The sequence below is a fragment of the Actinomadura chibensis NBRC 106107 genome (assembly GCF_001552135.1).
GTDB lineage: Bacteria > Actinomycetota > Actinomycetes > Streptosporangiales > Streptosporangiaceae > Spirillospora > Spirillospora chibensis.
On record NZ_BCQP01000037.1, the window covers coordinates 109,662 to 128,515 of the forward strand.

Below are 18,854 nucleotides of genomic sequence, written 5' to 3' on the forward strand. Positions count from 1 at the left end.
GGCTTACCAGACGAGGCAAGCGGAGTGACTCATGTTGTTGAGTCGCCTTCTCGGGGTCATGCCGACACCGTAGACTCGGAGGGTGATCTTCAAGGCGGTGGGTGACGGAAGGCCCTATCCGGACCATGGGCTGTCGTCCAGGGACTGGGCCAAGATCCCGCCTCGCCAGGTCCGCCTCGACCAGCTCGTCAGCACCAAGCGGGAGATGGACCTCCAGTCCCTCCTCGCCAAGGACTCGACCTTCTACGGCGACCTGTTCCCGCACGTCGTCCAGTGGAAGGGCGAGCTGTACCTGGAGGACGGCCTGCACCGGGCGCTGCGCGCCGCGCTGCACCAGCGGCTCGTCCTGCACGCCCGGGTGCTCGACCTCGACGCCGTCGACCTCTCCTGAAGGCCCGCCTCCCGAAGACCCCCTCCCGAAGACCCCCTCCCGAAGACCCCCTCCTGAAGGGCTGGACGGTCAGCGGACGGGTTGCGGCGCGGGCAGGGCGCGCGGCGCGGGCTCGGCGTCCCGCAGCCGGATGAGGCCGGGACGCGCGGCGAGCAGCCCGAACACCGCCTCCGGCACGACGAGCGCCAGCAGCAGCACCAGCGGGACGTTCCACCCGCCCGTCGCGCCGTGCAGGACGCCGACCGCGAACGGCCCCGTCCCGGCGAGCAGATACCCGCCGGTCTGCGCCATCCCGGACAGCCCGGCCGCGATCGACGGGCTCGGCGAGCGCAGGCTCAGCAGCGTGTAGGCCAGCGGGAACGCGCTGCCGGTGCCGAGGCCGAGCACGACGACCCACACCCATCCGGCGGACGGCGCCGCCATCATCCCGACGAGCCCCGCGACCATGACGGCCGCGACCCCGACGACGACCGGACGCTGGTCGCGCAGCCGCGCCGCGAACACCGGCACGGCGAAGCCCAGCGGGATGCCGACGATCATCATCGTGGACATCATCATCCCGGCCGTCGCGGGAGCGTACCCGGCGTCCTGCATGATCTCCGGCAGCCACGACATCAGCACGTAGAACATCAGCGACGCGAGGCCCATGAAGGCCGCGACGAACCAGGCGATGGGCGAGCGGAGCAGCGAGCGGTCCGCGCCGGTCGCCCGGGGCTCGGCGGCGCGCGACGACCGGCCGCGGAGCGCGAGCGGCCCCCACACGAGCAGCGCGATCGCGGACGGCACGGCCCAGATCGCGAGCGCCAGCCGCCAGCCGCCCGCCTCGTCCAGCGGGACGGCGAGCGCGGCGGCGACGGCCCCGCTCGCGGCCATCAGCATCATCGCGAGCCCGGTCAGCGAGCCGACCCGGGACGGGAACACGCGCTTGATCACGGCGGGCATGAGGACGTTGCCCATCGCGATCCCGGCCCCCGCCAGGACCGTTCCAACGAACAGCGACAGCGGCGACTCCACCACCCGCAGCACGATCCCGGCCGTGATCATCACAAGCGACCCGGCGATCGCGACCTCGGTGCCGAACACCCGCGCGACCAGCGGCGCGACGGACGCGAACACGCCGAGGCACAGCACCGGCAGCGTGGTGAGGACGCCGACCGCCGCGCCGGACAGCCCGAACGCCTCGCGCAGCTCGCCGAGCACCGGGGCGATCCCGGTGATGGCGGCGCGCAGGTTGATCGTCAGCAGCACCAGCCCGACGAGCGACCAGACGGCCGTCACGCGGGAGACTCTGATCGTCACAGGGGAGTTCATCTCGTCCTTCGTCGTGAAGCTTCGAACGCCCGGGGCGCGGGCCGCCGGACCTGGGCCCAAACGATTGGGCGCGGGCGCCGGACGGCACATGCCGGGCAACGGCTGGGAGGTCAGGAGGTGGTCGTCGGTCGGCCGGAGGTGGCGGAGGCGAGGATCTGGTCCAGACACGCGTGCGCGGCCCGGGTGGCGGCGTCCGCGTCGCCCGCCTCGACGGCCGCGGCGATGGGGCCGTGCGGGACGTCCGCGTGCTCCAGCAGCGACCCGGCCGCGCCGATGCTGGCGCGGAGCGCGGCGCTGAAGTCGCGGTACAGGTCGGTCAGGACGCGGTTGTGCGTGGCCTCGACGACGGAGGTGTGGAAGGCGAGGTCGGCCTCGACGAACGCGTCGTGGTCGCCCGCCGCCCAGGCCGCGTCCCGGCGGGCGAGGGCGAGCGCGATCGCGGCGATGTCGGCCTCGGTGCGGCGCGCGGCGGCGAGCCGCGCGGCCTCCACCTCGAACCCGCGCCGCACTTCGAGGATCTCGACGAGCTCGGCCGTCTCCAGCCGCCGCCGGACGGCCCCGGACAGCTCGCTCGTCGCCCGCACGTACGTGCCGTCGCCCTGCCGGCTCTCCAGGAGCCCGGCGTGGGTCAGGGCGCGGACCGCCTCCCGGACGGTGTTGCGCCCGACGCCGAGGGCCTCGGCGAGCGCGGGCTCGGGCGGGATCTTCGCGCCGACCGGCCAGCCGCCGCCCGTGATCTCGCCCCTGAGCTGCTCGATCACCTGGTCGACGAGCGAGGAGCGGCGGGCCGTGCGCAAGGTCACCTTTACCTCCGGTCAGCGAATCATCCTACGTCTGGATGATAGGACGCCGATCGGCCCGACTTTATTCCACCCCCACCACAACGCCCCTAACGGGACGAAAAGGTCAGGCCCGTCCAGACCGGGCCAGTCACGCAGATCGCGTCAGACGCGTCCGAGGTCGCGGCTGGCGGCCTGCGGGCGCGCGGCCCGCAGCCCGGCCGCCTCCAGCGCCCGCCGGTAGGAGGACGCGGCGCTCTCCGCGTCCTGGACCAGCTCGAACAGCTCCCCGAGCTCCCTGAACAGGTGCGCCGCCGGACGTCCCGGGTGCAGCGTGGCGAGTTGCTCGGACGCGGCGTGCAGCACGAGCCGCGCCGCCGTCGGGTCGCCCTGGGCGACGCGCGCCCGCGCGAGGACGAGCCGCGCCAGCACGGTCTTCTGCGTCCGGGCGGCGACGTCGCCGGTGGGCTCCGGCGCCATCGACGTCGTGCCCTCGGGCGCGGCCAGCACGAGCCCGGTGTCGAGGAACTGCACCAGGGTGCGGATGGCCTCGTCCAGTTCACCGACGAGGACGAGCGCGCGCGCTCTGGCGATGGTGCTCTCGGTGGTCTCGGCCTCGTCCAGGCCGGTCGCCTGGTCCAGGAGGGCGAGGGCTTCCTGGGCCGCCTCGCGCGTGCCCTCCGGACGCGGACGCTCGAACCCGTTCGCGCCGCCGTCCGGCACCGTCCCGGCCGGGGCCGGGGCGGAGAACGGCGTGACGCCCCTGAGCAGCGCCTTCGCCGCGGCCAGGGACAGCCGGGCGCGGGCCTGCGCCGGGGCCGCGTCGTTGCGCACGGCGAGGGCCTGGTCGGCGAGGTACAGGGCGTCGCCGATCGTCCCCTCGTCGAGGGCGCGCTTGCTGGCCTGCTGGTAGTGGACGCTGGTCGGCTCGTCCGGCACGTCCTGCGGGTGCAGGAGGCGGCGGCCGAGTTCGTGCGCGCGCGCGGGCTCGGAGCGGTCCACATAGGCGAGCAGCAGAATCCGTCCCGCCTCGGTGTACTCCTCGCCCACGCTCAGTTTGAGCAGGCCCAGCCGCTCGATGGCGCGCTCGCCGAGCGCGATCGCCTGGCCGAGGTCGCCGACCGCGTGGTAGCAGCGCGCCAGCGCGATCACCGGCGGCAGCCAGCTCGCCCGTCCCGGATCGCGTTCGGCCTGCTCGCGCAGCTCCTCGAAGAGCGCGATGGCCTGGTCGGTGCGGCCGAGCGCCTCCAGCGCGCGGGCGCGGCCCCAGCGGGCGCGGGACGTCAGGTCGGGGTCGTCGCTGCGCGCGATCACCTCGTCGAACCCCGACTCGGCGGTGGCCGGGTCGCCGCGCAGCAGTGCCAGGTGCGCGTGCCGCTCCCGTACCTCCAGGTGGGCGCGCTGCTCCGGCTCGACGCCCTCGGCGAGGTACTCCGGGGTGCAGCCGAGGCGCTCGGCCAGCATGCGCAGCACGGTCGGCGTCGGAGTGCGCTTGCCCGACTCGATCAAAGAGATGTAGCTGTCGGAAAGGTCGTGACCGGCGAGCTGTGCCTGCGACAAGCGTCTGGTCAGCCGCAGGTTGCGGACACGTTCGCCGACGTTGCCTGGACCCGGCATGTGGACTCACTTAGCGGAAGTAAACAGGCGGCTGGGGTGCCGACATGATTGCACATTGCGGGTTATCGCACATCGAGAGTAATGAAGCGGCGGGAGAACGGCACTCCCCGGCGGGTTCTGCGAGCCCCCGCGCGCCTGCCGCTCCGCCCGGCGCGCCGGGCCGGACGGGACGAACCGCCCGCGCTCGCGACGCATGTCACACCCCTGGACGTTATCGGACCCTACCCGCAAGATCGTCAATCCGCCGAAATTGACCAGAAAGCCGCGCCGTCGGGCTAGCCCTGCTCGTCCGGGCCGGAGGCCGTGGGGACGTCCCCCTCGACCGGCTCGACCGGCTCCCGGGGGCGGCGCGGCGGCGGGGGCGGGGGCAGCGGCTCCTCGGGCGCGGGATTCTTGTTCGGGAAGATCATCTCGCAGACCTCAAGGTAGAGCTGCTCCGGGTAGGGGAGGTAGTCGACGTTGGTGAGCGCCTGGTCCTGCCCGGCGGACTCCAGGACGAACTCGCCGTAGCCGAGCATGCGGCCCGCGATCGTCCGCTTGAAGCTCATGTCGGTGACCTTGGCCAGCGGCATCATCGCGACCTTGCGGGTGATCAGGCCGGTGGTGAGCAGCATCCGCTGGTTGGTGATCACGAAGTAGTCGACGGACCACTCCGCGACGCGCCACACGAACCAGCCGAGCAGGATCAGCCAGCCCCACCACACCCAGGACATGGCCTCCTTGACCGTGTTGCTCAGCACGCCCGCGACGATCAGGCCGCCGAGCACGAGGCCGACCGGCACCATCAGGGTCGCCGGATGGCGGCGGACCGTGATGACCTGGTTCTCGTGCGGGAGCAGGTACTTGTTCACCGACGCCGGCGCGGAGTCGCCGGGGGTTACGAGCCTCATCCGAACCTCAGGCGATGGCGTTGACGAAGGTGGCCAGGGAGTCCGCGGCGGACGCGAGACCGTTCGCGGCGCTCTCCACGGACCGAGCCGCGCCGTCCGGCTGGCTGATCACGTAGAACGCCACGAAGGCCACCGCGACCCACGTGATGTACTTCTTGGCGGGCACTGCTGCCTCCCGGAGCATCGTCCCACGGACCCCGAATCAGTCTCGCACAGCGCCCACGACCGGCAAAGCAGGCGCTGTCCCGCGTTCCCGCGGCCACACACCTGTCGCCATGGCGATCGGTCGCCCCTCGCGCGCCGGTGCCTAGGGCGCGTTGTCGAGGGACGAGCGGCGCGTCCTGCGCCGCTTCTCGGCCGCGACGGTGGCGAGCACCTCCAGGTGCCGCCGCGCGATCCGCTCCACGAGGTCGGCGGGCGCCGCCCCGATGACCTCCTCGGCCCCGTACCGGGCGGCGGAGACGCAGCGGTCCACCGTCTCGGCGGCGTGCACCCCGTCGAACTCCTCGGTGAGCCGTTCCCCGATCTCCGCGTAGCGCGGCAGGTCGCCTTCCCCTTGGTGAGCCATCACGTGCCCTCTATCGAGCTCGCTCGCGCCGCCCGGTCCTGACGGTCCCCTGTGCCGGGACGGCGGAGGGGAACGCGCAGTGGCGTTCCGTAGGCCCTACGTACCCTCTGCCATCGGGAACGAACATCGCCGGAGCCGACCGCGTCCCGATCGTGACCCGCCCCGGAAACGGGGCAGCACGACGCTCACTCCCTCGCTCACACTGCGTTCAGACGGCGCCGTACAGGCGGTCCCCCGCGTCGCCGAGGCCGGGCATGATGAAGCCCTGCTCGTTCAGGTGGGAGTCGATCGCGGCCGTCACCACCCGGACCGGCGCGTCGAGGTCGGCGAACGCCTGCTCCAGATACTTCAGCCCCTCCGGGGCGGCGAGCAGGCAGATGGCGGTGACGTCGTCGGCGCCGCGGTCGAACAGCAGCCTGATCGCGGCGGCGAGCGTCCCGCCGGTGGCGAGCATCGGGTCGAGGACGTAGCACTGCCGTCCGGACAGGTCGTCGGGGAGCCGGGTCGCGTACGTCTCGGCCTGCAGCGTCCCCTCGTCCCGGATCATGCCGAGGAAGCCGACCTCGGCGGTGGGCAGCAGGCGCGTCATGCCGTCCAGCATCCCGAGCCCGGCGCGCAGGATCGGCACCACGAGCGGCTTCGGGCTCGCCAGCTGGACGCCCGCCGTCTCGACGAGCGGCGTCCGGACGGTGACCTCGGTGACCCGGACGTCGCGGGTCGCCTCGTAGGCGAGGAGGGTGACGAGCTCGTCCGCCAGCCGCCGAAAGGTGGGGGAGTCGGTGCGGACGTCCCGCAGCGTGGTGAGCTTGTGCGCGACCAGCGGGTGGTCGACGGCGAGGGTCTGCATCCGCTCACGGTAGCCCACCTCGGAAGATCGGCCGGAGCCCGGCGAAATAGGATAGGACGCCGCTGAGCTGGGCAGTATGGCGGTATGAACAGCGAAAGCGATCAGCGGCCGGAAGGGGCGGCGCGGGCCCGCGAGTCCGCGCCCGACCCGCCCGCGGCCGCGGCGCCCACGCCGGCCTCCGCCTCCGCCCCCGCCGCTGCCTGCGATGAGACCGCCCTCCCCGCCGGCGACTCCGCTCCCGCCCCCGCCGTCTCGACGCGTCCGGGCCCGCAGGGCGACATCGCCCCGGAGGAGGTCCGCGAGATCACTCCCGAGGAGGTCCGCGAACGGCTCCGCCGCCGGGCGATCTTCCTGCGCGAGCTGGCGGAGGCCCGCGAACTGCGCCGCCGGGTGACCCCGCACCGGTCGCGCCGCGCGCGGATCCACGCCGCGCTCCGCCGCCGCACGTTCCGCATCAACTGACGCCGGTGAGGGCGGTTCCGGGAACGGTGGATTCGTACGACTGGGCACCGGTTCGTGGCGCTGACTCCCCGCCTCACGCGCCGGTGCGGCGCCCAGTTTGACGGTGGGGCGTACGAGCGCGCGCCGCATCTGCGACCATGCCCTGGCAGGAAACGTGCCGGTGGGGTGGAGATGACGGATGTCGACGCGACGGACTTCGCCGTCGTGGTGTACCGGGAAGACGAGGGCTGGGAGGCCGAGATCCTCCCGGTGGCGCTGACCGAGGACCTCGCGGGGCTGATCCACGCCCTGCGCCAGCAGCCGAGCCTGGGCGGGACGGTCGGGCTGGTCTCGGTCGGCGACGACTTCTTCGTCGCGATCCGCCTGCTCGGCGACGAGGTGATGGTGTTCCTCTCGGACGTCACGGCCTCCGTCGACTGGCCGCTCGCCGGGCAGGTCCTCGACTACCTGGACATCCCGATCCCCGAGGACGAGGAGCTCGACCAGGTCCTCCCGGTCGGCGACATGTCCATCTTCGCGGACCTGGGCCTGGACGAGATGGAGCTCGGCGCCATCTCCGGCGACCTGGAGCTGTACCCGGACGAGATGCTCCTCAGCATCGCGGGCCGCATCGGCTTCGCCCCCGCCTTCGAGCGCGCTATGGACGCCATCGCCTGACGCGCGTCCGCGGCGGGGGCGCCTCCGAATCGTCCCCCCGATCCGGACGCGAGGACGGTTTCCCGGCGGCCGTGCCCTGGTCGCGGGGGTCAGGGGTGTGTCTCCGGTACCCGTTGGGTCACAATTGGCACGTGTCCTATTTCGCCGCCGTGTTCGCGCGGACCCCGCAGGGCTGGGTCGGCGCCGAGGCCGTGCTCGCCGAGGCCGAGCACGCCGACGACGTCGCCGACCTGATGCGGGAGGCGGCCGTCGAGTCCTACGGCGACCCGGTGGTGCTGCTCGCCGAGGCCGACGACGACTGGTTCGCGATCGTCCGGCTGGACGGCGAGGACGAGCCGCGCGCCTACGTCTCCACCGTCCGCGAGGACGGGCTCGGGTCCCTGTTCCAGCAGCTCGTCGGCGAGATCCCGGACGGCGACCCGGGTGGCGACCCCGGCCTCCTCGACGACCTCGGCCTGGCCGCCGAGCGCGTCAGCGACCTCGGCGAACGCGCGCTCCCCGGCGACGCCCTGCTGGCCGTGGCCGAACAGGCGGGCTTCGGCGAAGAATTCGACCGCCTCCGTGACTGACCCCGTGGTGGAGGGGCTCGCGGGGGTGATGCGGTCGGCGCTCGGCGAGGCGCGGAAGGCGCTGGACGCCGGGGAGGTGCCGGTCGGGGCCGTCGTCCTGGACGCGTCCGGCGAGATCGTCGGCGCCGGGCACAACGACCGGGAGCGCGGCGGCGACCCGACCGCGCACGCGGAGATCATCGCGATGCGGGCGGCCGCTCGGGCGCTCGGGACGTGGCGGCTGGCCGGATGCACGCTGGTCGTCACGCTGGAGCCGTGCACGATGTGCGCCGGGGCCTGCGTCCAGGCGCGGCTCGGACGCCTCGTCTACGGCGCGGTCGACCCGAAGGCGGGCGCGGTGGGGTCGCTGTGGGACGTCGTCCGGGATCGGCGGCTCAACCACCGTCCCGAAGTCGTCGCCGAAGTGCTGGCGGACGAGTGCGGCGCGCTCCTAACCGAGTTCTTCGCGCGCCGCCGCGTCCGGTAGGCTCTCCCGCGGTGGTGTCGCCTAGTGGACGAGGGCGCACGCCTCGAAAGCGTGTGAAGGGCAACCTTCCGTGGGTTCGAATCCCACCACCACCGCCACCAGAAAAGGCCGCACCCCCCAAGGGGCTGCGGCCTTCTCCATCTCCCCCGAGCAACTCAGCGGGCCAGGCGACCGTGGGCCGACTCAGAGGCCAGGCGACCGTGATGGCGGGGCCGCCCCGGAGGGTCGGCCGACCGCGGTGGTGCCGACTCGGAAAGTCAGGCGACCGTGGTGGTGCCGACTTGGAGGGTCAGCCGACTGTGACGAGGGCGACGCCCGCGACGGCGATGGCCATGCCCACTCGTTGGACGGCGCGCAGGCGTTCGCTGTAGGCGATCCGGGCCAGCAGCACCGTGATCGCCGGGTAGAGCGACGTCAGGACGGCGGCGAGGCTGAGCATCCCCCGGTGCGCGGCGAGGAAGTACAGCGCGTTCGCGCCCGCGTCGAGGACGCCGGACAGCAGCGCCAGCGCGACCATCGTCCGGCCGGGCATGCGCGGGCCGAGCCCGGAGCCGCGCAGCACGACGGCCGCCAGCGCCACCGCGACGATGGACAGCGTGCCCACCCGGGCGCCGACGATCGGCCAGAGCCCGGCGCCGTCCCCGGCGGTCTTCAGCAGCACGTAGAAGATCCCGAAGCAGGCACCGGACAGGCCCGCCATCAGCGGCCCGGAGTCGAGCGGGCGCCACGAGGCGGGCGCCGCGGTGTCGCCGTCCAGCCCGCCCTTCTCGGCCTCCATGCTGACCAGCCCGATCGCGACGAGGCACAGCAGCACCCCGAGCAGGACGGACATGTCCAGCCGCTCCCCCCGCATGACCCCGACCCCCACCGGCAGGACGGCGGCGGCCAGCGCGGACACCGGGGCCACCACGCTCATCGGCCCGCGGGCGAGGGCGCGGTAGAAGGCGATCAGGCCCGTCCCGCCGAAGAGGCCGCCCGCGAACCCGCAGGCCATGGGGCCGGGCGCGGGGTCCCCGGCGGCGAGCAGCGCGAGCACGAGCACGACCACGAGCCCGCCCGGGACGCACCAGGTCAGCGCCTTCAACGTGGTCGACTTCCGGGCGACGGCGCCGCCGAGGAAGTCGGCCACCCCGTAGGCGAGGGCCGCGCTCAGCGCCAGGGCGGTGACCATCACCGCCCGCCGATCAGCCGGGTCTCGACCCGGACGTCCGGCGCGATGGCGCGGAGCCTTTCCGCGAGCTTGTCGCCCGCCTCGTACAGCCGGTCGATCGGGTACGGCTCAAGGCGTTCGAGCAGGAAGAACCCGTTCTTGGTGGTCTCGGTGAGGCGCGTCCTGACGCACTGCCGCCAGTTCCAGCGGCGGCAGGTGACGCCCGCGTCGTCGCGCCAGACGACCTCGCCCGGGTCCGGGTGCTCCACGGCGGGCGCACCGGCCGCGATCACGTCGAACGGCTCCTCGCCGGTGGCCCTGACCAGGCGGGCCGCGCCGCGGTAGGCGTCGAGGTCCTCGCCGCCGATCGGCAGGGCGTACTCGACGCTGACGGCGTTGTAGGCGTCCACGACCCGGTTGACGGACGGGAGCGCGTCGGCGCGGCGGAGCAGCGCGTCCACCGAGGGACGGGTCCGCTTCGGCTTCGCGCCGAACGCCCGGTACGCCTCCCGCCACGCCTCGACGTGCGGGTCGTCCGGGTCGGCCTGCCCGGCGGCGTCCGCCAGCCAGCCCTCCGACACCTGATCGCTCGGCCCGTTCACGAGCCCTTCGGCGACGACGGCGAGCACGGCGAAGTCGGGCCGCAACTCCCGGACGGCCTCGTCGACCACGACCCGGTCCAGCATCCCTGCACCCTCCAACCACGGTCACTTTAATGATATCGAAATACCATCATACCGACCGGGTGGGGATGGTCGCCGACTCAGGATCCGGTGAGCCGCCGACGCACCTGGGTCAGTTCCTCCGGCGAGGCCACGGCGGGATCCCACATCGGACGCACGTCGTCCCCGTTCCAGCGCGGGACGAGGTGGACATGGAAATGGAAGACCTCCTGCCCCGCCGCCTCGCCGCTGGAGTGGACGACGTTCAGACCGTCCGGCCCGAGCCTCGCCTCCAGCAGGGCGGCGACCCGGCGGACCAGCCGAGCGACATGGACGTGATCGGCGTCGGTGATCTCCCAGATGTCGGCGGCGTGCGCACGCGGCACGACGAGCGTGTGCCCGGGGTTCGCGGGCGCGATGTCGAGAAACGCCACGGCATGCTCGTCCGCGGCCACCTGGTACGAGGGCAGCGTCCCAGCGACGATTCCGCAGAAGGTGCAGTCATCCACACCGCCATTCTCAACACCACCCCCACGCCGCCCACGCCGCCCACGCCGCCCACGCCACCCGCGCCGACCACGCCGCCTGTGCCGACCACACCGACCACGCCGCCGGTGGCGACCGCGCCACCCGTGCCGCCCGTGGCGACCATGCCGACCGTGGCGACCACGCCGCCGGTGGCGACCGCGCCACCCGCGCCACCCGTGCCGCCCGTGGCGACCGCGCCGACCGTGGCGACCGCGCTGACCGTGCTGTCGGGCGGGGTGGGTGGGGGATGCGTAAGACTGGGGGTGGTCGGGGGCGGGCTTTGGGGTGGAGTGAGGTGGCGCGGTTGAGTGGGCAGGGGGCGATCGGGGAGGCCGTGGCGCGGACCGTGCGGGCGTTGCGGGCCGGGCACGGGTGGAGCCTGGACGAGCTGGCCGGACGCGCCGGGGTCAGCAAGGGCGTCCTGGTCGGGCTGGAGCAGGGGCGCGGCAATCCGAACCTCGGGACGCTCATCCGGATCTCGGACGCGCTCGGCGTCCCGCTGACGCGGCTCGTGCAGGTGGAGGAGGAGCCGCCGGTGCGGATGTTCCGGCCGGAGCGGCACGTGGTCCTGTGGGAGGGCACTGAGGGCGGGACGGGGACGCTGCTCGCCGGGTCCGATCCGCGGCCGTCGCTGGAGCTGTGGCGGTGGGTGCTGCGGCCGGGGGAGACGCGGGAGAGCGACGCGCACGTGCCCGGCACCAAGGAAATCGTGTACGTGCAGGAGGGCACGCTGACGCTCGGCGTCGACGGGCGGACGGACCTGGTCGAGGAGGGGGCGGCGGCCGTGTTCGTCGGCGACCGTCCCCACTCGTACGGCAACGCGGGTAAGGGCGAGGTGCGGTTCATCCTGGCCGTCCTCGATCTGTGAGCGAAGGTCAGGACGTCAGCCGGACGGGCATGGCGAGGTAGCGGAACCCCGTGTCGCTTTCGGGTGGGGCGTCTTCGTCGTCCTTCTTGTCGGGGATGCCGGTGAGGAGCGCGGCCTTGGTGGGGCCCGCGCATTCGAGGCGGGCGAACTCGGTGTCGATTCCGGCGAGGCCGTCCAGCAGGTACTGGGGCGCGAAGGCGATGTCGATGTCGTCGCCGCTGAGCCGCACGGGAAGGCTCTCGTTGGCGCGGGCGGAGTCGCCGGTCGCGGCGCTGACGCGCAGCTCGTCGGCGGTGAACGCGAGCCGGACGGGGGTGCCGCGCTCGGTGACGAGGGCCGCGCGCTTGATCGTCTCGACGAACGGCGCGACCCGGACCTCGGCCACCGACGTCCACGTCCCGGTGAGCCGCGACCGGTAGTTGATGTACTGGTCGTCGAGGAGGCGGCTGGTCATGCTGCGGTTGCCGCCGGACACGCCGATCAGGGTGTCGCCCGCGCCGCCGAGCGAGATCGTGACATCGGCGTCGCGCCTGATCGCCTTGGCGGTGTCGGCGAGGGTGCGGGCGGGGACGACGACGCCCGCGGTGAAACCGTCCTCGGCGGGGGACCAGGTCAGCTCGCGGGCGGCGATGCGGTAGCGGTCGGTGCAGGCGAGCCACATCGTGTCGCCGTCGATGTCGATCCGGACGCCGGTGAGCATGGGGAGGGTGTCGTCGCGCCCGGCGGCGGGGGTGACCTGGGCGACGGCGGTGGCGAACAGGTCGCCGGGGATCGTCCCGGCGACGGCGGGCGGCTCGGGGAGGGTGGGGTAGTCCTCGACGGGCAGGGTGAGCAGGCCGAACTCGGCCGGGCCGCACCGGACGACGACCTCCGAGCCCTTCGTGGCGACCTCCACCGGGTGCGGCGGGAGGTTGCGCACGATGTCGGCGAGCAGCCGCCCGGGGACGAGGGCGCGCCCCGGCTCGGCGACGTCGGCGTCCTCGCGGGCGCGCGCCGACACCTCGTAGTCGAACCCGGCGAGGGTCAGCTCGCCCTGGTCGGTGACCTCGATGAGCATGCCCGCGAGGACGGGCAGGGCCGGACGCGACGGGAGCGTCCGCGCCGCCCACGCGACGGCGTCGGCGAGCGTCTGCCGGTCGACTCGGAACTCCACGTGATCAGCCTTTCCGCGACGGCGGTGCCGGCCGGGGTACCGGCCGTGACACGCACGGTATCCCCGGCCACCGACAGTTCAGCGGACGCCCAGGTCAGACGGGCCGCGGACGCCCGCCGACGCGCCGTCAGAAGAGGGGCTCGACGGTGGTCCTGGTCTTGCGCTCGAAGTCGAGGAGGTAGCGCTTGCGGTCGAGGCCGCCGCCGTATCCGGTGAGGTCGCCGTTGGCCCCGACGACCCGGTGGCACGGGACGATCACGCTGATCGGGTTGCGCCCGTTGGCAAGCCCGACCGCCCGCGACGCGGACGGCTTCCCCAACTCGGCGGCGAGCTGCCCGTAGGTGGTGGTCTCGCCGTAGGGGATCTGCTGGAGCGCGGTCCACACACGCTGCTGGAAAGGCGTCCCCTGGAGGTTGAGCGGTAGGTCGAACTCGGTCAGGTCACCGGCGAAGTACGCGGAGAGCTGTTCGGCGGCGGACGCGAAGGGCTCGTCCTCCGGATCGCCCGGTACGCCCAGCGACTCCTCGGGTGGACGGTGCCGCTGCACCTCCATGTACAACCCGGCCAGACCGCCGTCTACGGCGACCAAGGTGAGGTCTCCTACAGGACTGTCCAGGACGACACGCGTCGGTTCCATGAACGGGAATCCTCCCTTAATCAGGATGCGGGAAGCAGGTTGATGGCGTGGTCACCGGTCGCCCACAGGTATTGGACGGCATAGGCGCGCCACGGTCGCCACTGGGCGGCGTGACGGGTGAGGGCGGCCGGTGTAGCGGGAAGGTCGAGCGACTTGGCGGCGGCCCTGATCCCGAGGTCGGTGGGGGTGAACGCGTCGGGATCCCCCAGGGCGCGCATCGCGATCGTCTCGATCGTCCAGGGTCCTATGCCGGGGAGGGCCGAAAGGCGCGTGCGGGCCTCGTCCCAGTCGCTCCCCACACCGAGGTCGATCTCACCGCTCGCTAGTGCGTCGACAAGGGTCGTCAGGGTGGTGCGCCTGGTCTGCGGGAACGCCAGGTCCTCCGGGTTGAGTTCCGCCAGGGCGGAGGGGGTCGGGAACAGGTGCGTCAGCCCTCCGCCGGGGTCGGTGATGGGGTCGCCGTAGGCGGTGACGAGCCGTCCCGCATGGGTGCGGGCGGCGGCCGTCGAGACCTGCTGGCCCAGTACCGCGCGGACGGCGAATTCGGGTGCGTCGACGGTTCGCGGGACGCGCCGCCCTGGGGCCTTGTCCACCAGGGGAGCGAGAACGGGGTCGGTGCGGAGCTGGTCGTCCACGGCGATGGGGTCGGCGTCCAGGTCGAGCATCCAGCGGCACCGGCTGATGGCGATAGTGAGGTCGCGGAGGTCGCTCAACGTCAGCGTGCAGGCGACGTGGTCCGGATGGGGGCGAAGGGTGGCGATCCCATGTCCGTGGGGTAGGCGCAGGGCGCGCCTGTAGGCGCCGTCCCGCCATTCCTCCACGCCGGGTACGGCGGTGGCCGCGAGGTGCCCGAAGAGGTTGTCGGGGCAGAGCGGGGCCCGGAAGGGCAGACGCAGTGACAGTGCGCCGGAACCGGCGGGTGGGTGCCCCTTGGCTACGCGGTCGCGCAACCCGCTCGGCGTTAGGGCGAACACCTCGCGGACGGTCTCGTTGAAGGCCCGGATACTCGCGAAGCCCGCCGCGAATGCGACGTCCCCCATCGGAAGGGTGGTCGTTTCGATGAGAAGACGCGCCGTCTGGGCGCGCTGGGCCCGGGCCAAGGCGAGTGGGCCCGCGCCCAGTTCGGCGTTGAGCTGCCGTTCGATCTGGCGGGTGCTGTACCCGAGTCGTCCGGCGAGACCGGGGACACCCTCACGGTCGACCACGCCGTCGGCTATCAGCCGCATGGCGCGGGCGACGACATCCGCGCGATGGTTCCATTCCGGTGAGCCGGGCGTGGTGTCGGGACGGCACCGCTTGCAGGCGCGGAACCCCGCCTGCTGCGCCGCGGCCGCGCTCGGGTAGAACCGCATGTTCTCCGGCTTGGGGGCGACGACCGGGCAGCTGGGGCGGCAGTAGATCCCCGTGGTGACGACGCCGGTGAAGAACCATCCGTCGAAGCGGGCGTCCTTCGCCTGGACGGCCCGCACGCACCTTTCCGCGTCCTCATGCATGTCTTCCAGCATCGACGATGGTCAGGCACGTCCACTAGCCGGAATCCGACATCATCTTCAACCGGCGCGATGACCTCTCAGGTAATCGATCTTCCGCCGCCGGGTTGGCAGCGTAGGGGTCACCGGGGACGAACCGACGATCCCGGACGATAAGACGAGGAGTCATCAAATGAGCGACGTCCAGCAGCGAGTGGCCCGCTACCTGGCGATCTGGAACGAGAAGGACCCGGCGGCCCGCCGCGCCGCGATCGACGACCTGTGGACGGACACGGCCGTCTACGTCGACCCGCTCGGCGTCGCCGAGGGCCGCGCCGCGATCGACGCGTTCGTCGGCGCCGCGCAGCAGCAGTTCCCCGGGCTCGTGTTCCGTCCGGCGGGCGACGTGGACGCCCACCACAACGTGGCCCGCTTCACCTGGGAGCTCGGCCCGGAGGGCGGCGAGGCGATCGTGGTCGGCTTCGATGTGGCGGTGTTCGACGACGAGGGCCGTTTCGACCGCGTCCACGGCTTTCTCGACAAGGTCCCCGCGTAGCGCGAATGGGGTCCGCTTAGCGTTCGGCGCGGAAATGAGCCTCCCGGTCGGCGGTCGCCAAAGCGGTGTTCACGAATGCGACCACCGCGAAGGCGACCGCCCAGCCGGGACGGTCAACCCCGTACAGCGCAAGGGCTCCCGCGCCGAACACCACGGCCTTGACCATAAGCACGAACGGCAACGCGACCTTGTAGCGGGCCTTGGGTGCGGCGAACGAACCCCACAGCAGAATCGCGGCGACCGGTGCCCCGACCCCGAGGACGACGTCGGCCACCACGTTCCCGCCAGTGGAGAACCCCCACCAGGCGAGGGCGACGATGGCCACGACCTCCAGCAGGAAGGCCAGCGCCTCGTTCGCGGCATGCAATGGCCCAGGTAGACGCACGCGGATACGGTACTCGGTGTGGACGAGATCTCCTGGCGGGAGGGCGGCCGGGACCGGAGCGTCCGCTGGCGGTCGGAAGGCGGCGCCCCGCCGCCCCGCCGCGTCGTGGTCGCCGACGACCAGACCCGCGCCGACGACGCCTACCGGCTGGCCTGCGAGGGCACCGCCCTGCTGTGGCGGGGCGACTTCCAGAACGCGCGCCAGCTCCTCACCGCGATGGCGCGCCGGATCGACCGTCCGCCCAAGCGCAAGAGGGGAAAGCCGGAACCCTCCGGGGCACAGGCATTTCATCTGTTCCGGCAGGCACGAGCCCAGCGCGCGCGGACGCTGGGCATGCTGCTCATTCCGTTCGACCCGGGCCACACCATTCCCCTGCGCCGGGCCCCGGACGTCCAGGAAGCCTGCGCCGAGGTGTACGGCCCGGACGACCACCCCTACGTGACGTCCCTCCGCGAACTGCTCGGCCTCATCGGCGCGCACGAATGGCGGAGGAAAGGGGTGCCGATCCCAGCCCTGGGCGGCGACCGGATCCACCCGCACCATGGGGTCTTCTCACCGGTCAGGGGCGAATACGTAGACCTGGTGAACGAAGCGCCGATCCCGCCTACCACCACGGCCTTCGACATTGGGACGGGCACAGGCGTACTCGCCGCCGTCCTGGCCCGTCGCGGTATCGACCGAGTAGTCGCGACCGACAACGACCCGCGCGCGCTTGCCTGCGCCCGAGAGAACGTCGATCGCTTGCAAGTGCGGGTCGATGTCGTCCAAGCAGACCTGTTCCCCGAAGGCAAGGCGGGCCTGGTCGTCTGCAATCCGCCCTGGCTCCCGGGCAAGCCCGCCTCGCCCCTCGAACACGCCGTCTACGACGCGGGCGGGCGGATGCTCCGCGGTTTCCTGTCCGGCCTCCCGCGCCACCTCGAACCGGGCGGCGAGGGCTGGCTCATCATGTCCGACCTGGCCGAGCACCTGGGTCTGCGCACCCGGGACGACCTCCTCGCCCTGTTCGACGAGTCCGGCCTGAGGGTCGCGGGCACGCTCGACGCCAAGCCGCGCCACCCCCGCGCGACCGACCCGGACGACCCGCTCCACTCGGCACGTGCCGCCGAGACGACGACCCTGTGGCGGCTGGTCCCCTAGGCGTGGCTCCGGTGGACGGTCTCGGCGCCGATCACGCCGAGCAGTTCGAGCGCCTCGACGGCGGGGCTGCCGGGCGGCGGCGTGAACACGACGAGCCGCTGGTCCTCGGCCGGAGTCAGCAAGGTCTCCGCGTCGAACTCCATCGCGCCGATCTCCGGGTGCAGCACCTTCATGCGGCTGCTGCGCCGCACCGCGACCTCGTGCCGCTCCCACAGCCGCGCGAACTCCTCGCTGGCCTCGCGCAGCCGTCCGACCAGCGCGGACGCCACCGCGTCCGATCCGCGCCGCGCCACCGCGGCGCGGAGGTCGGCGACATGCATGCGGCTGTGGTGCTCGTGCTCCTCCTCCGGGTACGCCTCCCGGACGAACGGGTCGGTGAACCATCGCCACACGATGTTCCGGTCGCCGGGCTCGACCGTGCAGACACAGCCGAAAAGGAATTCGGACATCGAGTTCTGCGCCAGCACGTCCCCGAGATCCCCGATGATCTGGGCGGGCGTGTCGTGCAGCCGGTCGAGCAGGTAGAGCAGGCCAGGCCGGACGTGCTCCCCCGCGAACGGCCCGGCGGGCGGACGGTGCCCGGCGAGGACGTAGAGGTGGTCGCGCTCGTCCTCCGTCAGCCGCAGCGCGCGGGCGAGCGAACGCAGCAACTGCGTCGAGGGCTGCGGGCTCCGGGCCTGCTCAAGCCGCATGTAGTAGTCCGCCGACATGCCCGCGAGCTGCGCCACCTCCTCCCGGCGCAGGCCCGGCGTACGCCGCCGGGGGCCCGCCGTGAGGCCGACCTCGCGCGGACGCAGCCGCTCCCGGGAACGGCGGAGGAAGTCGGCCAGTTCGCGGCGGTCCATGTCCATGCGTCCAATCATCGGTGATCCGCGGCGGCTCGGACCGGGCGCAGCCTGGGACCGGTTGTCCTAGCCAAGGCGGTCCGCTCCTCATCGCGGTCCGGCGCGGGCAGCGTTGGGGACATGGCTGAAATCACCGTTGGCAAGGCCCGTATCTCCTACCGCACCGAGGGCTCCGGCCCGCCGGTCGTGCTCGTCCACGGCGTGGGCCCCGGCTCGCTCATGTGGGACGGGATCCTCGACCGTCTCACCGGCCGCAACACCGTGCACCTTCCCGATCTCTCCGGGAGCGACTCGGCGTCCGACGACGGCGCGCCGCTCACGGTCGAGACCCTCGCCGGGCAGGTCGCCGCCGTGATCGAGGACGCCGGGACGGGCCCGGCCGACGTCGTCGGCTTCTCGCTCGGCGCGCCCACGGCCGCCGCCGTTGCCGCGCTCCGCCCGGACCTCGTCCGCCGTCTCGTCGTCGCCGCCGGTTGGGCCCACGCGGACGACGTGTACATCCAGCAGTTGATGGCCTTGTGGCTGAGCATCGCCGACTCCCCCGAAGGGTTCGGACGCCTCGGGACGGTCACGTCCTTCGCCCGCCCCCACCTGAACGAGATAGGCAACGAGGCCGCCGAGCAATCGCACGGCTTCATGCAGCCCAACGACAGGCGCCTACGCCAACTCGACCTGGTCCGACGGGTCGATGTCCGTTCGCTGCTGTCGCGCATAGAGGCACCCACGCTCGCCATCGGCTGCACACGCGACCTGACGATCCCCGTCGAGAACCACCGCGAACTGTCCAAGCTCATCGCGGGCAGCGAGTACGCCGAACTCGACACCGGGCACGTCGCGATGTTTGAACGACCCGACGAATTCGTGAAACTCGTCCAGGACTTCCTGGCCCGCCCCTAGCCGGACCGGA

Annotated in this window: 23 protein-coding genes, 1 tRNA gene and 1 pseudogene; 10 read left to right on the forward strand and 15 right to left on the reverse strand. The window is 72.6% G+C overall.

What is annotated here, in order from left to right; all coding sequences use genetic code 11:
* Positions 1-82 precede the first annotated feature (82 nt).
* The gene (locus tag ACH01S_RS21655) at positions 83-391 is read left to right on the forward strand and encodes a type II toxin-antitoxin system VapB family antitoxin (RefSeq protein WP_067894095.1); all 309 of its coding nucleotides are present in this window, start codon (positions 83-85) and stop codon (positions 389-391) included.
* A 69-nt stretch (positions 392-460) separates the two neighbouring features.
* On the opposite strand, the gene ACH01S_RS21660 is transcribed toward ACH01S_RS21655, so the two are convergent.
* The 7 genes and pseudogenes from ACH01S_RS21660 to upp all read right to left on the reverse strand — a co-directional run bounded on the left by ACH01S_RS21660 (position 461) and on the right by upp (position 6,403).
* Complete coding sequence (locus ACH01S_RS21660; protein WP_255220313.1) at positions 461-1,669, reverse strand: CynX/NimT family MFS transporter; 1,209 nt, start codon at positions 1,667-1,669, stop codon at positions 461-463.
* Positions 1,670-1,812: 143 nt separating this feature from the next.
* Positions 1,813-2,505: a FadR/GntR family transcriptional regulator gene (locus tag ACH01S_RS21665; protein WP_067894100.1), complete on the reverse strand. Its 693-nt coding sequence runs from the start codon at positions 2,503-2,505 to the stop codon at positions 1,813-1,815.
* A 141-nt stretch (positions 2,506-2,646) separates the two neighbouring features.
* Positions 2,647-4,098, reverse strand: coding sequence for a helix-turn-helix domain-containing protein (locus ACH01S_RS21670; protein ID WP_067894103.1), 1,452 nt, complete (start codon positions 4,096-4,098; stop codon positions 2,647-2,649).
* Positions 4,099-4,490: 392 nt separating this feature from the next.
* Positions 4,491-4,988, reverse strand: a pseudogene (locus ACH01S_RS21675) (PH domain-containing protein); the annotation flags it as partial.
* Between the two features lie 7 nt (positions 4,989-4,995).
* Positions 4,996-5,154, reverse strand: a complete 159-nt coding sequence (locus ACH01S_RS44540; protein WP_169809323.1) for a hypothetical protein — start codon at positions 5,152-5,154, stop codon at positions 4,996-4,998.
* A gap of 141 nt (positions 5,155-5,295) precedes the next feature.
* Positions 5,296-5,556: a hypothetical protein gene (locus ACH01S_RS21680; RefSeq protein WP_067894106.1), complete on the reverse strand. Its 261-nt coding sequence runs from the start codon at positions 5,554-5,556 to the stop codon at positions 5,296-5,298.
* Positions 5,557-5,764: 208 nt separating this feature from the next.
* Positions 5,765-6,403, reverse strand: a complete 639-nt coding sequence (gene upp, locus ACH01S_RS21685) for a uracil phosphoribosyltransferase (RefSeq protein ID WP_067894275.1) — start codon at positions 6,401-6,403, stop codon at positions 5,765-5,767.
* 84 nt (positions 6,404-6,487) lie between these two features.
* On the opposite strand from upp, the gene ACH01S_RS46100 reads away from it, so the two are divergent.
* The 5 genes from ACH01S_RS46100 (at position 6,488) to ACH01S_RS21710 (ending at position 8,655) form a co-directional block, all read left to right on the forward strand.
* Positions 6,488-6,865, forward strand: coding sequence for a hypothetical protein (locus ACH01S_RS46100; RefSeq protein ID WP_246236494.1), 378 nt, complete (start codon positions 6,488-6,490; stop codon positions 6,863-6,865).
* 171 nt (positions 6,866-7,036) lie between these two features.
* Complete coding sequence (locus ACH01S_RS21695) at positions 7,037-7,522, forward strand: tRNA adenosine deaminase-associated protein (protein ID WP_067894295.1); 486 nt, start codon at positions 7,037-7,039, stop codon at positions 7,520-7,522.
* A 131-nt stretch (positions 7,523-7,653) separates the two neighbouring features.
* A complete protein-coding gene (locus ACH01S_RS21700) occupies positions 7,654-8,091 on the forward strand; it encodes a tRNA adenosine deaminase-associated protein (protein WP_067894109.1) in 438 nt (145 codons plus the stop codon).
* Between the two features lie 28 nt (positions 8,092-8,119).
* Positions 8,120-8,557 carry a tRNA adenosine(34) deaminase TadA gene (gene tadA / locus ACH01S_RS21705; RefSeq protein ID WP_067894298.1) on the forward strand — a complete coding sequence of 146 codons (438 nt, stop codon included), beginning with the start codon at positions 8,120-8,122 and terminating at the stop codon, positions 8,555-8,557.
* Positions 8,558-8,567: 10 nt separating this feature from the next.
* Positions 8,568-8,655: transfer RNA gene (locus tag ACH01S_RS21710), tRNA-Ser, on the forward strand.
* A 191-nt stretch (positions 8,656-8,846) separates the two neighbouring features.
* Here ACH01S_RS21710 and ACH01S_RS21715 read toward each other — a convergent pair.
* From ACH01S_RS21715 to ACH01S_RS21725, 3 genes are all read right to left on the reverse strand, one after another.
* Positions 8,847-9,728: a DMT family transporter gene (locus ACH01S_RS21715; protein WP_067894111.1), complete on the reverse strand. Its 882-nt coding sequence runs from the start codon at positions 9,726-9,728 to the stop codon at positions 8,847-8,849.
* Positions 9,728-10,393 (reverse strand): B3/B4 domain-containing protein, encoded by a 666-nt coding sequence (locus tag ACH01S_RS21720; protein WP_067894114.1) that lies wholly within the window; start codon positions 10,391-10,393, stop codon positions 9,728-9,730. Before ACH01S_RS21720 ends, ACH01S_RS21715 begins: the two co-directional genes overlap by 1 nt.
* Before the next feature lie 77 nt (positions 10,394-10,470).
* A complete protein-coding gene (locus ACH01S_RS21725) occupies positions 10,471-10,878 on the reverse strand; it encodes an HIT family protein (RefSeq protein WP_067894117.1) in 408 nt (135 codons plus the stop codon).
* Positions 10,879-11,201: 323 nt separating this feature from the next.
* On the opposite strand from ACH01S_RS21725, the gene ACH01S_RS21730 reads away from it, so the two are divergent.
* Positions 11,202-11,765, forward strand: coding sequence for a helix-turn-helix domain-containing protein (locus ACH01S_RS21730; RefSeq protein ID WP_067894301.1), 564 nt, complete (start codon positions 11,202-11,204; stop codon positions 11,763-11,765).
* A gap of 7 nt (positions 11,766-11,772) precedes the next feature.
* Here the strand turns inward: ACH01S_RS21730 and dnaN are convergent, their stop codons facing one another.
* From dnaN to ACH01S_RS21745, 3 genes are all read right to left on the reverse strand, one after another.
* Positions 11,773-12,918, reverse strand: coding sequence for a DNA polymerase III subunit beta (dnaN, locus tag ACH01S_RS21735; protein ID WP_067894120.1), 1,146 nt, complete (start codon positions 12,916-12,918; stop codon positions 11,773-11,775).
* 127 nt (positions 12,919-13,045) lie between these two features.
* Positions 13,046-13,555 carry a methylated-DNA--[protein]-cysteine S-methyltransferase gene (locus ACH01S_RS21740; protein ID WP_067894123.1) on the reverse strand — a complete coding sequence of 170 codons (510 nt, stop codon included), beginning with the start codon at positions 13,553-13,555 and terminating at the stop codon, positions 13,046-13,048.
* A 20-nt stretch (positions 13,556-13,575) separates the two neighbouring features.
* The gene (locus ACH01S_RS21745; protein WP_067894302.1) at positions 13,576-15,048 is read right to left on the reverse strand and encodes a DNA-3-methyladenine glycosylase 2 family protein; all 1,473 of its coding nucleotides are present in this window, start codon (positions 15,046-15,048) and stop codon (positions 13,576-13,578) included.
* Between the two features lie 169 nt (positions 15,049-15,217).
* Here ACH01S_RS21745 and ACH01S_RS21750 point away from each other — a divergent pair, with 169 nt between their 5' ends.
* Positions 15,218-15,580, forward strand: a complete 363-nt coding sequence (locus tag ACH01S_RS21750) for a nuclear transport factor 2 family protein (RefSeq protein WP_067894126.1) — start codon at positions 15,218-15,220, stop codon at positions 15,578-15,580.
* 16 nt (positions 15,581-15,596) lie between these two features.
* Here ACH01S_RS21750 and ACH01S_RS21755 read toward each other — a convergent pair whose 3' ends face one another.
* A complete protein-coding gene (locus tag ACH01S_RS21755; protein WP_067894129.1) occupies positions 15,597-15,965 on the reverse strand; it encodes a YrdB family protein in 369 nt (122 codons plus the stop codon).
* Positions 15,966-15,983: 18 nt separating this feature from the next.
* On the opposite strand from ACH01S_RS21755, the gene ACH01S_RS21760 reads away from it, so the two are divergent.
* Entirely contained in the window at positions 15,984-17,102 is a 1,119-nt protein-coding gene (locus ACH01S_RS21760; protein ID WP_067894132.1) for a methyltransferase, read from the forward strand.
* Here ACH01S_RS21760 and ACH01S_RS21765 read toward each other — a convergent pair.
* Positions 17,099-17,953: a helix-turn-helix transcriptional regulator gene (locus tag ACH01S_RS21765; RefSeq protein ID WP_067894135.1), complete on the reverse strand. Its 855-nt coding sequence runs from the start codon at positions 17,951-17,953 to the stop codon at positions 17,099-17,101. The two genes, ACH01S_RS21760 and ACH01S_RS21765, sit on opposite strands and share 4 nt — an antisense overlap.
* Positions 17,954-18,067: 114 nt before the next feature.
* Between ACH01S_RS21765 and ACH01S_RS21770 the strand changes: the two genes are divergently transcribed.
* A complete protein-coding gene (locus tag ACH01S_RS21770; protein WP_067894138.1) occupies positions 18,068-18,844 on the forward strand; it encodes an alpha/beta fold hydrolase in 777 nt (258 codons plus the stop codon).
* The last annotated feature ends 10 nt before the right edge of the window (positions 18,845-18,854 follow it).